Annotated in this window: 9 protein-coding genes and 1 tRNA gene; 4 read left to right on the plus strand and 6 right to left on the minus strand. The window is 35.0% G+C overall.

Annotation, left to right across the window (positions count from 1 at the left end; all coding sequences use genetic code 11):
• A partial coding sequence (locus C0512_RS13460; RefSeq protein ID WP_290862425.1) for a T9SS type A sorting domain-containing protein occupies positions 1 to 409 on the plus strand: 409 nt, incomplete at its 5' end.
• Between the two features lie 156 nt (positions 410 to 565).
• Here C0512_RS13460 and C0512_RS13465 read toward each other — a convergent pair.
• Complete coding sequence (locus tag C0512_RS13465; protein ID WP_290862427.1) at positions 566 to 1,900, minus strand: HTTM domain-containing protein; 1,335 nt, start codon at positions 1,898 to 1,900, stop codon at positions 566 to 568.
• The gene (locus tag C0512_RS13470) at positions 1,897 to 2,826 is read right to left on the minus strand and encodes a bifunctional riboflavin kinase/FAD synthetase (RefSeq protein ID WP_290862429.1); all 930 of its coding nucleotides are present in this window, start codon (positions 2,824 to 2,826) and stop codon (positions 1,897 to 1,899) included. The genes C0512_RS13465 and C0512_RS13470 overlap by 4 nt, the downstream gene beginning before the upstream one ends.
• A gap of 163 nt (positions 2,827 to 2,989) precedes the next feature.
• Here C0512_RS13470 and C0512_RS13475 point away from each other — a divergent pair, with 163 nt between their 5' ends.
• Both C0512_RS13475 and C0512_RS13480 read left to right on the plus strand, forming a co-directional pair.
• Positions 2,990 to 5,641, plus strand: a complete 2,652-nt coding sequence (locus C0512_RS13475) for a reprolysin-like metallopeptidase (RefSeq protein WP_290862430.1) — start codon at positions 2,990 to 2,992, stop codon at positions 5,639 to 5,641.
• Between the two features lie 280 nt (positions 5,642 to 5,921).
• Complete coding sequence (locus C0512_RS13480; protein WP_290862432.1) at positions 5,922 to 9,179, plus strand: reprolysin-like metallopeptidase; 3,258 nt, start codon at positions 5,922 to 5,924, stop codon at positions 9,177 to 9,179.
• A gap of 46 nt (positions 9,180 to 9,225) precedes the next feature.
• On the opposite strand, the gene C0512_RS13485 is transcribed toward C0512_RS13480, so the two are convergent.
• From C0512_RS13485 to C0512_RS13500, 4 genes are all read right to left on the minus strand, one after another.
• Positions 9,226 to 9,735, minus strand: coding sequence for a hypothetical protein (locus C0512_RS13485; protein WP_290862433.1), 510 nt, complete (start codon positions 9,733 to 9,735; stop codon positions 9,226 to 9,228).
• 5 nt (positions 9,736 to 9,740) lie between these two features.
• Entirely contained in the window at positions 9,741 to 10,364 is a 624-nt protein-coding gene (gene pth / locus C0512_RS13490) for an aminoacyl-tRNA hydrolase (protein ID WP_290862434.1), read from the minus strand.
• Between the two features lie 132 nt (positions 10,365 to 10,496).
• On the minus strand, positions 10,497 to 11,105 hold the full coding sequence (locus C0512_RS13495; RefSeq protein ID WP_290862436.1) for a 50S ribosomal protein L25/general stress protein Ctc: 609 nt from the start codon (positions 11,103 to 11,105) through the stop codon (positions 10,497 to 10,499).
• A gap of 121 nt (positions 11,106 to 11,226) precedes the next feature.
• A complete protein-coding gene (locus tag C0512_RS13500) occupies positions 11,227 to 12,168 on the minus strand; it encodes a ribose-phosphate pyrophosphokinase (RefSeq protein WP_290862438.1) in 942 nt (313 codons plus the stop codon).
• A 288-nt stretch (positions 12,169 to 12,456) separates the two neighbouring features.
• Here C0512_RS13500 and C0512_RS13505 point away from each other — a divergent pair.
• Positions 12,457 to 12,536, plus strand: a tRNA-Leu gene (locus C0512_RS13505).
• Positions 12,537 to 13,007 lie beyond the last annotated feature (471 nt).

The raw sequence follows: 13,007 nt of genomic DNA on the forward strand, positions 1-13,007 counted from the left end.
TGCCTTACAGGCTTTAACTCCAGGTGGAACTTATTCAGTAACAGTAGAAGTACAAGTATATGGCTTCTATTACCCAGGAAAAGATTGTAACATCTTAGTACCGGGAGGAGCACCAATTGTTCCGTTAACCAGAGCAGTTGTTGACACAGACAATGTCATGGGTGAATTCAAAGCAGTAGCTTATCCAAATCCATACGGAGAAAGCTTTGCGTTGAATCTAATTTCAAACAGTACATCACCGGTTAGCGTTGCTATCTATGATATGGCTGGAAGATTGTTAGAAACTCGTGAATTTAATTATGAAAAATTAGCTTCTCAAAAATTAGGGGAACGTTATCCATCAGGTGTTTACAGTATTATTGTAAACCAAGATGAAGAAACTCAAACCATTAGAGTAGTTAAGAAATAGGTACTATGGAACTGAGGTACAACTGTACTAAGGTTTTAGAATAGTTACATCACAATAGAAACCTCCGAGCAATCGGAGGTTTTTATTTATGCTTAATTTTTTTGTGTTAAGCTAATTCTATTTAAAAGCTGAGCGAAACGATTATTAGTAAAAATTTCAATTTGATAAACTATCTCCATTTTTATCGTATAAAATAATCCATTCGTTATGATTGAAGTAATCCCATTTTGCCTCAGCAAAATCAACAGTAGGGTCAATGAATGATTTGTATGGCTTTCCGTTTACAGAAAGTTGGGAATGAATATAGATTTTTACTTCTTTGCCTTGTTTTGCAAATTCTTTTTTGATGTGTTGTGCCATTTGCCACATCCCATCCGGTTTGCTGCTCACAAAAACAAGTTGTTTTTTTGTCAGGTGTTCAGCAAGGTTGTATTTCAGTTCTTCATTTGTTTTTTTATCTATTATTTTGAATGTAGTGATACCGCTTTTGTCTCTAAGCATCATTCTCCAACTTAGGCGATGACCTTCTTCTGTCCACAAGACATCTCCTTTAATGAACCAATGTCTTACCGGTAAAATCAGTTGAACAATGAAAAAAGGAATAAAGAAATAAGTAAGTGCTTTAGTGTGTGCATAATTTGTCACATTTTCTTGAATAAGCGTTGGTTTTCTTTTAAAGAAAATGGCACGAATAGTTTCCGGAGGATAGAAAAAAACCACAAAGCTCAACGCAAAATAAGGGAAAATCCCTATTAGAAGCGTCATGGAATTAAATAAATGAAAAATCAAACTAGCAAGGAATGCTATATTTCTTGTTTTTTTCCAGAGTAAAGCAGGAATGATTAAACCGTCAAAAAATATACCGGCATAGGCAATAAACAAGTGAAACCATTTTTCAGTAAAAATTTCACCAATTACAGGGAAATCAGCAATGTTTGAAAATAAAATTCCAGTGAAAGTGCCGTTTAACCAATCGGGATAAAATTTTGAAATAGTTGCGAAAAAATAAACGATTGACATTTGTGCTATCATTACCCAAGCGACCCATTGTGGCATTGATAAGCTTTTTATTTTCGGATTGCTTTTTGCGTCTAAGGATGCATAACGATTAGCCGGCAAGAAAAGCATGATTAAGCAGACTAAGAGCAATAGATAATAATGATTATTATAGGATGCTTTTTGCATTAAATATACGCCGGTCCACATTAAAATAAAACCCGCTAAACTTAGGCGGTATTTATAACCCGCTAGTATACCTAGTCCTAAAATGCCCATTATGCAATAGTAAGCATACATCCCTAATCCGGGTAGGGGAATTAAAAAATCAAATCCGATATGGGGAAGATGGACCGTTGGGTCTATTAAGTTCTTTTTTACCCAACCTGTAAAAATAGCCACAAAACTTTCCGCCATAATTAAAGCACCTAATGCAATTCTAAACACTATTAAGGGTGCATTGTCTATCGGGCGATATGCTTTTTCAAGAATCATAGCGTATGGATATAGTTCAAGGCAGTAGATTTGTCTTTCTCCAATTGTTCGGTCAGCTGTTCCAAACTATCAAATTTTTCCTCGTCTCGGATTCGTTTTAGTACTTGAATTTGTATTTTTTTGGTATATAAATTTTCTTTAAAATCAAAGAAATGAATTTCAATGCTTTGCCCTTCTCCATTCACAGTTGGATTATATCCAATGTTCATCATGCCGAAAACCAACCTATTATTTATAGTGCTTTGAATTATATAAACTCCATTTTTAGGAATCAGTTTATAGGATTCTTCAATTTTTAAATTTGCCGTAGGAAAGTTTATCGTTCTGCCAATTCCTTTTCCTTTAACAATCGTTCCGGTTAATAAATAGGCATACCCTAAATATTCATTCGCCAGAGCAACATTCCCTTCCAATAATGCCTTTCTGATTTTGGTTGAACTTACAGAAACTTCATCAATTTCTTGAGCAGAAATTTGTTCAACTTCAAACGCATATTTTTTTCCAAAATCAATCAAGTCGTGTATATCAGCAGTTCTGTTTCTTCCAAACCGATGGTCGTATCCTATGATAATTTTTTTGACATTAAATTGGTCAACTAACACAGTAGAAACAAATTCTTCTGCGGTTAGTCTGGAAAATTCCTGATCAAAGGGATGAACTACTAAATTATCCAACCCTGAAGCTTCTAATAATTGTATGCGTTCCTCTATGGTGTTCAATAATTTTATTTCCTGGCTATCCTGAAGAATCATTCTAGGGTGAGGGAAAAAAGTAAGCACTAAACTTTCACATTCACAATTTGAGGAGTTTTGAATAAGTTTTTCAATAATTTTTTTATGCCCAATATGAACCCCATCAAAAGTGCCAAGGGTTACAATGGACTTCTGATTAGACTTATAGTCGAAAAGCGATTGAAATTTTTTCAAGTCTTTTTTTTACAAATTTAAACAATAAGTGATTATTTGCAAGAAGTTTCCAATTAATAAGAATATTCGATATGAAAACCATTATTTTGTTACAACATCTTAAAAAAAATTGAAAATAATTAAAATTATAATATATTTGTCTTTTAATTAATTACAAACTAAAATGAAAAAAACATTACTATTAATCCTTTTAACTGCTTTTACGTTTACCAGCGGAATGGCACAAGCAGATAAATTCTGGGTTATGACAAAAGAATCTGTTTCTGAAGTATCAAAAACAGCTCAAAGGGAAGATTTTCCCGCTGTTTCAACGATGTATCGTTTGAATACGTCTTTATTGAAACAAACTTTAATGAATGCTGCTGATCGTTTTTCGGGTAATAGTAGCGTTGTGGTTACTATGCCAAATGCACTAGGTGAAATGGAACGATTTCAAATGTATGAGGCTTCCAATTTTGAACCTGCCTTACAAGCACAATTTCCGGAAATCAGAGCTTATATTGGAATTGGTTTAGATGATCCAAAAGCACAACTCCGGATGAGTGTTGACCCAAAAGGAATTCAAACGATGACTTTTAGAGCCGGTCAAAGAACAGAATTTATGGAGCCTTATGCTGCGGACGGTTCAGTTTATGCTTTTTACGTGTCCACCAGAACAAAAGGTAAATTACCTTTTACTTGTTCAACGGCAGAACACTCTGTAACTGATAGACTAGCTACAGACAAAGATATTAATGTTGTGGAAGCAAATAATTTAGTATTAAAAACATTTAGACTCGCTTTGTCCTGTACCGGTGAATATACCACTTTTCATGGTGGGAATGTGGCTGGGGCTTTAGCCGCAATGAATGCAACAATGACTAGAGTGAATGGTGTTTTTGAAAAAGATTTTGCTGTTCGAATGAATATTATAGCCAATAACTCAGCTGTAATATATACTAATGCTGCTACTGATCCTTATGCGGATTCAGCTCAAATGAATTTATGGAATGCTCAATTACAATCCACTCTAACTTCAGTAATTGGAGAGGCAAACTATGATGTTGGTCATTTATTTGGAGCAACAGGTGGTGGTGGAAATGCAGGATGTATTGGTTGTGTTTGTGTTGATGGACAAAAAGGTAGTGGAATTACTTCTCCTGCAGATGGAGTTCCTGCCGGAGATACCTATGATATTGATTATGTAGCTCATGAATTAGGTCACCAATTTGGAGCTAATCACACTTTTTCTCATGCAGTTGAAGGTAGTGGTGTGAATATTGAACCAGGAAGTGGTTCAACAATTATGGGCTATGCAGGTATTACAAACTATAATGTTCAAGGCAATAGTGATGATTATTTTGCTTACAGAAGCATTCTTCAAGTGCAAACAAATTTGCTAAATAAAACATGTCCTATTTCCACACCATTAACTAATCCAGCTTTAACAGTTACATCTGGAGGAAACTGGACTATTCCTCAAGGGACAGCTTTTATATTAACTGGTACAAACCCAACAAATAATCCTGGGGCTACATTTACATGGGAACAAAATAATAATGCGAATTCTTCAGTAACAGGAGCACAAAGTGTTTGTTTTCCAACTAAAAGTGTTGGACCTAACTTTAGATCGGTCATCCCAACAGCTACACCTGTTCGATACATGCCAGCATTTAGCTCGGTATTAAATAATTCACTTAGCACAACTTGGGAGTCTGTATCAACTATACAAAGAATATTGAACTTTACATTAACTGCAAGAGATAATATTGCCAATGGTGGTCAAACGAATACGGCATCTACAGCAATAACTGTTAATGCTGCAGTTGGACCTTTTACAGTAACATCACAAAATAGTAGTACTTCTTCATGGGCACAGGGATCTACCCAAACAATTACATGGAATGTGAACAACACCAATACGTTAGTCGGTTCAACGGAAGTAGATATATTATTATCAACTGATAGCGGAGCAACTTTCTCAACAGTTTTAGCTGCTGCCACGCCAAATGATGGTTCTCAAGATATTGTTGTTCCTAATGTATTGACTCAATCTGCTAGAATCATGATTAGACCAACCGGAAATATTTACTATGCTTTAAATGGTGCTTTTTTCCCAATTGGTTACACTTGTTCCGGTATTTCTAATAGTACTTCTGCTGCGATTACAGATGGTTTAGGAGCTAATTTAGCCGGTCCAACCACCGTATCTAATATTGTGTCCACTGAATCCGGAGATATTACTTCCATTGAAGTAACCGTGAATGTTACGCATTCTTGGATTGGCGATTTAGTGATTGCCTTGGTTCACCCTGATGGAACATCCCGTAATCTTTGGAACAGAACTTGTAATAATCCACAAAATGGAAATATCAATGTTACATTTAAAGACGGTGCCGGAACTATTGTTTGTGGAACACCAACTTCAGGAACGTATAGTCCTATTCAATCCTTAGCTCCCTTTTTAGGAAAACCAAAAAGTGGTAATTGGTCATTGAGATTGACTGATTTTTATAATGGTGATACAGGAACTTTAAACTCTTGGTCTATCAATTTTGGTTGTACTTTAGGAAAAGAAGATTTCAGTTTACAATCATTAGTGGTTTATCCAAACCCAAGTAAAGGTAACTTTAATGTAAGTTTTGATAATGCTGCTTCAGAATCAGTTAACATATCTGTTTTTGATATTCGTGGCAGAAAAATATTCGAGAACGACTACCAAGGTGGAAGTAACTTCAATCAAAACATTCAATTAAATAATGCCCAACCAGGGGTTTATTTATTGAATGTAACCGATGGAGAAAGAAAAGAGGTAAAAAGAATTATTGTAGAATAATCAATTTCTTTATATATTATAAAAAGGCTGTCAAACTTTTGACAGCCTTTTTATTTTTAAACGTTATTTTTTTGAATTATTTAAAGATACTTGTGATAAGCTGTAGCTTGAAAATGTAATTAGTTGTAAAATATTTTTTGCTTAATCTTTGTTTTTAATTTTGACAAAAAGTTAAATTAATATTTCACTGCAAAAAGTTAATATTCAATTCAATTTAAAAATTAACATTTAAAAATGAATAATTGTATACATTTGGATTCCAAACAAACTTTTACTAAACATGAAAAAATTATTTTTATTTTTATTTCTAAGTCTATTTCTCCAAATAGATGCACAAAATGATAAATTTTGGAAATCTGTACCCAACGATTTATCTGTTTCTGTTTCTAAAAATTCGCAGAGGGAAAGTTTTCCTGAAAATTTCAAATTATTTCAGTTAAATCGAACTTTATTTACAGAACAATTATCAGCCGCAGCTAATCGTTTTTCCGGACAAAAAGGAATTCAGATTTCTTTGCCAAATACAGCAGGTAATTTAGAACGATTTGAAGTATTTGAAGCATCCAATTTTTCAGAAGAACTTCAAGCACAGTTTCCTTTTATTCGTTCTTATTTTGGAAAAGGAATTGATGATAAAACAGCTCAAACCAGAATTAGTGTTGATCCGAATGGAATTCAAGTCATGACCTTCAGAGCGGATAAGAAAACCGAATTCATGGAATCTTATTCGGCCGATGGATTAATTTATGCCATTTATACTTCCTCCAGAACAAAAGGGAAATTGCCTTTCACCTGTTCTACAGAAGATCATAAGTTAGTGTTGGATTTAAATCGAAGTGCACAACAACCACAATCGAATTCCGGAGAGTTATTAATTTTTAGATTGGCTTTGTCTTGTAATGGTGAATATACACAATATTTTGGAGGCACAGTTGCCGGTGCACTTGCCGCGATGAATGCATCCATGACCAGAGTTAATGGAGTATTTGAAAAAGATTTTTCCATTCATATGGATTTAATTCCAAACAATACGAGTGTTATTTATACCAATGCAGCAACGGATCCCTATACAAATATGGGAAGTTGGAACGGTCAATTGCAAACAACTTTGACAACTGTAATCGGAGAAGCAAATTATGATGTAGGCCATATGTTTGGAGCAACCGGTGGAGGTGGAAATGCAGGCTGTATAGGGTGTGTGTGTGTGAATGGACAAAAAGGGAGTGGAATTACTTCCCCAGCAGATGGTGTTCCTGCAGGAGATACTTTTGATATTGATTATGTAGCTCATGAACTAGGTCACCAATTTGGGGCTAACCATACTTTTTCGCATAATGTTGAAGGTTCAGGTGTGAATGTAGAGCCCGGAAGTGGTTCTACGATTATGGGTTATGCCGGAATTACTAACCGTGATGTACAACAAAATTCTGATGATTATTTTGTCTATGCGAGTATCAAACAAGTACAGGATAACATGGTTGGAAAGACATGTCCAACTAGAATAACACTGACAAATGCCGCTCCAACTGTTAATGCAGGTGCCGATTATGTTATCCCAAAAAGCACTCCTTTTGTGCTTTCGGGTTCAGCCGTAGATCCTAATGGTGATGTTTTAACTTATTGTTGGGAACAAAATGATTCAGCAACAACCCAAACGGGAGCAAACAGTGCCGCTTCTGCTACCAAAACGGGTGGACCAAACTGGCGTTCTTATACCCCGGTTTCTTCCCCAAATCGTTATTGCCCACCTTTAACCAGAGTGGTTGCTAATCAATCTACCACCCAAGGAAGTGAAATCGTTGTGGAAGCGTTAAATTCTGTCGCAAGAACCATGAATTTTGTTTTAACCGCCAGAGATAATTTTTCAGGAGCAGGTCAAACCGGTTCCGATGCTATGGTTGTCACGGTTAATGCTGTTGCAGGACCCTTTTTAGTGACTAATCCGAACACAGCTGCAACTTGGCCAGCCGGTTCCAATCAAAGTGTAACATGGGACGTAGCAGGCACCACTGCAAACGGTGTAAATGCAACCTATGTTGATATTTATTTATCTACCGATGGTGGATTCAATTATCCTTATTTATTAGCCAGTCAAGTTCCGAATGACGGTTCTGAAGTAATTACAGTTCCTAACCAACCCGGAATGACTAATCGAATAATGGTTAAAGGGAATAATCACATTTTTTATGATATCTCAAATGCTAATTTCAGCATCAGTAGTGCTCCTACTACTTTTTCGGTTGCTTTTAATGGTATTGTTGGAGAACAAAATAAATCAAATTGTACAGGGGCAGATGTGAGTTATACAATACCTTATTCAGCATTAGGTGGATTTTCCGGAACTACTACTTTTTCAGTAACCGGACAACCAGCGGGGTCAACTGCTACTTTTAGTCCAGCTTCAACAAGTGTAGATGGTAGTGTAGTTTTAACCATTAGTGATACGCAAAATGCTACGCCTGGTTTTTATTCGATGATAGTAACGGCTGAATCAGGAGCTGAAACAAAAACTGTTCCTTTATACTTCCAATTATTTGATTCCAATTTTAATGGATTGAATTTGAATTCTCCGGCTAATTTTGCTACCGGTCAACCTATTAATGTAACCCTAACTTGGACCGCAATTGCTAATGCTACTGCTTATGATGTTCAAGTAGCATCAGACATGATGTTTACAAATATTATTGCCTCAACAACTGTCTTTACAAATAGTTATACAACCAATGGCTTAGCTGAGGTTACGGATTACTATTGGAGAGTTTTGCCTAAAAACATTTCTTGTAGTGGAGTATTTACCGAGGCCTTTACCTTTGGAACCGGTCAAGTAGTTTGTTCAAATTTTGTTTCAACTAACGTTCCTGTTACTATTCCAACTACAGCTAATGTTACCGTTAATTCAACGCTAGTTGTTCCGGACACCATGATATTATCAGATGTTAATGTTACGGTAAACATCGCCCATACTTGGGTAAATGATATGACCATTACGTTAATTAGTCCAGCAGGAACGCAAGTTCAGTTAGTGGCTAATCCATGTGTCAGTGATAATTTACAAAATATACAAGCCACATTCGATGATTCCGGGAATACCATTGTTTGTGCAACAAACCCTGCTATTTCAGGGGTTGTTAAATCTGTTCAGCAATTATCTGCGTTCAATGGGCAGTCAGCAACAGGAACTTGGACTTTACGCGTTTTAGATTCATTTAATCAAGATGGGGGGGCAATTAACGGATGGAGTCTGAATTTGTGTAGTACGCAACAACCAATGTCTGTTTCAGACTATTCACAATTATCTATTTCTGTTTACCCCAATCCTAGTAATGGAAATTTTACTGTTCAGTATACTTCTGCCACATCAAATCCAATTGCTATTTCAGTTTATGATATGCGAGGGAGAGCAGTTTACACCAAAACTTATGAAAATACAGGAATGATTAATCAACCTATTGCGTTGACCGATGTTCAATCCGGAGTTTATTTAATGACGGTTGTTGATGGTAACCAAAAAGGAGTAAAAAGAATTGTAATTCAATAAAAAAGAATTATTAAATAGTAGCCCATTCTTTATAGAGTGGGCTTTTTTAGTTTATGTTGGCTTCAACGGAATGGATAATTTGTGGGATTTTGGAAGTAGAAAAATCTATTTTCAATACTCCCTTTTTTTCAACCTTTTGAATAGTTAATTTACCATTCTCTACTTTAAAATATCCTGTTTGTCCTTTACAAAAACAGTGTCGGCCAAAAATAAGTTTGGTTTGTTGTAATTCTATGTTTTGCAGATTTAAATCCTTAGTATTGTTGTTGATTTCAAGTAAAAGATCTTCCCGGTAATGGCCATCTTGTAAATTGGCTTCCGTAGTTTTGTTGTATTGAAAATGAATCACAGATTTTCCGGCCGTCTCCTTTAATTCATAATACATCCCGCCAAAATTATCATATACCACTACTAATGATTTGTTTTTGTGTAGTTCAATTTGGCACGTTCCATCTTTTGGGCAATCACTGGTTAACGTAAGTTCTTCCTTAGATGGAAGTTGGGCTTTACAGGAAAGCATAAAAACAAATAACCCGAATACCACCGTTTTTTTCATTTGGATTATTTTCCGTTAAATTCGTTCATTGTATTATTAAGTCCGGCTAAGGCGAAGGAATATACTATTTCAATTGATTTATCTAATCTCTCCGGCAGTTTTGCTTTTTCATCCTCGTTCCATTCCCCTAAAACATAATCAACTTGTTTGCCTTTTTTAAATTCATCGCTAATACCAAATCGAAATCTTGCATATTCTGTTGTTGCTAACAAACTTTGAATGCTTTTCAACCCGTTATGACCGCCATCACTTCCTTTCGCTTTGATTCGAATCGTACCAAAACTCAAGTTCAAATCGTCTGTAATGACTAAGATGTTTTCTTTTTCAATATTTTCTTTTTCCATCCAATATTTAACTGCTTTACCGCTAAGGTTCATGAACGTATTTGGTTTTAATAGGAGTAACGTTCTGCCTTTAATTCTGATTTCGGTAATATCTCCCAGTTTAGCGGTTTGAAAAGTTAAATCTTCTTTTTTAGCCAAATGGTCAAGCACTTTAAATCCGATGTTATGGCGAGTATTTACATATTCGGCACCACTATTTCCGAGGCCGACAATTAAGAATTTTTTCATATCCGGTTCTGAGACTGTTTTATTGCTTTGAAAGAGTTTTGAAATCCATTTGATCATGAAGCAAAAATACAAATATTATTAATGGTAAAAATTGGAAGGAAGGAATTTAAGAATCCTTTGAATCCTGAAAAGAGATGCAAAAAAAAAGCATCAGCGTGAACTGATGCTTTTGATATTGAGAAAATAGAATTATTTTTTCTTTTTTGCTCCACCTTTTTCGGCTTTGGCTGCTTCTTGAGCGGCTTTCATCGCTGCACGAGAAATTCTTACTTGAGCAACTACTGTATTGTCAGGGTGCATTAATTTAAAATTATTAGCAACTACTTTAGTTACATATAATTTATTACCCATTTCTAATTCAGAGATGTTCGCTTCGATAAAATCAGGAAGATTTTTTGGTAAAGCTTTCACTTTTAATCTTCTTTGGTTCAAACGTAAAACTCCCCCTGATAATACACCTGGAGAAGTTCCTGTCACTTTCACAGGGATTTCCATTGTGATTTCTTTGTCGTCTTTTAACGCATAGAAGTCAATGTGTAAAATTTTGTCTGATACCGGGTGAAATTGGATGTCTTGTAAAATCACATCTGCTTTTTTCCCGTTATTTAATTCAATTACAACAGTGTGTGCGTTTGGAGTGTATACCAAGTTTTTGAACGCTTTTTCTTCTGCTGCAAAATGTACTGGTTGATCTCCTCCGTAAATAACGCAAGGAACCATTCCAGCATCACGTACGGCCTTCGTTGCCTTTTTGCCTACGCTTTCTCTTTCTGATCCTTTAATCGTAATCGATTTCATTGTAAATAAATATATAGTTAATAAAAATTCTTGTTTTAAGCCGTAAGCATTAAGCTTTAGGCTGACTTTCTATAATTATATACTGCTTGCTTATAGCTTACAGCATATTGCTTATAGCTTTTTACATTAAAAATTTTCCACTAATGGAATTGTTGTGTTGCACCATGTGCATTACTTCGGCAAAAAGAGGTGCACAACTCACGACTCTTATTTTGTTTGATTCCTTCTTTAACGGAATAGAATCAGTTACTATTAATTCACTCAATTTTGACTTTTCAATTTTTTCATACGCATCGCCCGATAAAATGGCGTGTGTACAAATCGCACGAACACTCAGAGCTCCTTTTTCAATCATTAAATCGGCTGCCTTTGCTAAGGTTCCACCGGTGTCAATCATGTCATCTACTAAAACAACGTTTCTGCCTTTCACTTCCCCGATTAACTCCATTGTATCAATTACATTGGCTATTTTTCGTTGTTTGTAACAAATTACCACATCTGATTCTAAAAATTTAGAATAAGCATAGGCTCTTTTGGAACCACCCATGTCAGGAGAAGCAATCGTTAGGTTCTCCAAATTTAAACTTTTTACATAAGGCAAAAAGATGGTCGAAGCGAACAAGTGATCAACCGGTTTTTCAAAGAATCCTTGAATCTGATCGGCATGTAAATCCATGGTCATGATTCTCGTAGCTCCGGCAGTTTCTAATAATTTAGCCACTAATTTTGCTCCAATCGGCACTCTTGGTTTGTCTTTTCTATCTTGTCTTGCCCATCCAAAATAAGGTATAACAGGAGTGATATGTCTGGCAGATGCTCTTTTCGCTGCATCAATCATTAATAACAATTCCATTAAGTTATCCGCACTTGGAAAGGTTGAACAAACGATAAATACGCGTAATCCACGAATCGATTCTTCAAATGACGGTTGAAATTCACCATCACTATATTGTGAGAACGTAACTTTTCCCAGCGGGACACCATAATGCGTGGCAATTTGTTCCGCTAAGTATACACTTTTTGAACAAGCAAATATTTTTGCTTCCGGTTCTAAATGTGACATTTTAAATAGTTGTTATGTAGTTAGTTAGTTGTGTGTCGCCGAAACGAGGTGCAAATTTAGAAATAAAAATCAACTTGGGAAGGATATTTTCGACTATTTTTTTGAAAAAGTAAAGAAAACTGATTACATTTGCACCCACAAATAAGCATCCATATGCCCGGATGGCATAGTCTTTAATTAATTTTTTCTAAAAATTAGTCAAAAACTTAAAAATCTAAATTGCCCGGATGGCGTTATCTTTAATTAATTTTTTTTTAAAATTAGTCAAAAATAATATCATCTTAATTAGCCCGGATGGCGGAATTGGTAGACGCGCACGACTCAAACTCGTGTACTTAGGTGTGTGGGTTCGATTCCCACTCCGGGTACTTCAAAAATCCCTAACAAATTGAATTTCAATATGTTAGGGATTTTAATTTTTACTTTTTGCCGATATTTTGCCAAAAAATTGAACGCTTTTTTCTTTTTAATTCGACAGGTTTATAGAAATTTTAATATCTCTTAACAATATAGTTTATCCCAATCTTTAAAAACCTATTTCAATACCGTTTCTGTATTCAATTAACTGATTATATCTTTTTAAAGACAGATTTCAATTTATTTTATCAATTTATTGTTTAATTATTTTCTCAATTTCCCTAAACAAAATATCACTAAATTTAGTGATATTCTCAATATCACTAAAAGTGGGTATTGTATTATTAATTATTAATACCTAAAATTGTTCTTGTTAAATTTTTGTGAAAATTGTAAATGGTCAAGTAAAAAGTGTTAGTAGGTCGTCAAAACAAGCTGAATCAATGACTCAGCAAGATATTAGAATAGTAAGAAAAACTCTT

Origin of the sequence: Flavobacterium sp. (genome assembly GCF_013822155.1) — a bacterium.
Taxonomy (GTDB): domain Bacteria; phylum Bacteroidota; class Bacteroidia; order Flavobacteriales; family Flavobacteriaceae; genus Flavobacterium.

Excerpts from the sequence above, each read along its gene's own strand:
- C0512_RS13485 (WP_290862433.1), bottom strand. The coding sequence starts at position 9,735 with ATGAAAAAAACGGTGGTATTCGGGTTATTTGTTTTTATGCTTTCCTGT.
- C0512_RS13465 (WP_290862427.1), bottom strand. The coding sequence starts at position 1,900 with ATGATTCTTGAAAAAGCATATCGCCCGATAGACAATGCACCCTTAATA.
- pth (WP_290862434.1), bottom strand. The coding sequence starts at position 10,364 with ATGATCAAATGGATTTCAAAACTCTTTCAAAGCAATAAAACAGTCTCA.
- C0512_RS13475 (WP_290862430.1), top strand. The coding sequence starts at position 2,990 with ATGAAAAAAACATTACTATTAATCCTTTTAACTGCTTTTACGTTTACC.
- C0512_RS13495 (WP_290862436.1), bottom strand. The coding sequence starts at position 11,105 with ATGAAATCGATTACGATTAAAGGATCAGAAAGAGAAAGCGTAGGCAAA.
- C0512_RS13480 (WP_290862432.1), top strand. The coding sequence starts at position 5,922 with ATGAAAAAATTATTTTTATTTTTATTTCTAAGTCTATTTCTCCAAATA.
- C0512_RS13500 (WP_290862438.1), bottom strand. The coding sequence starts at position 12,168 with ATGTCACATTTAGAACCGGAAGCAAAAATATTTGCTTGTTCAAAAAGT.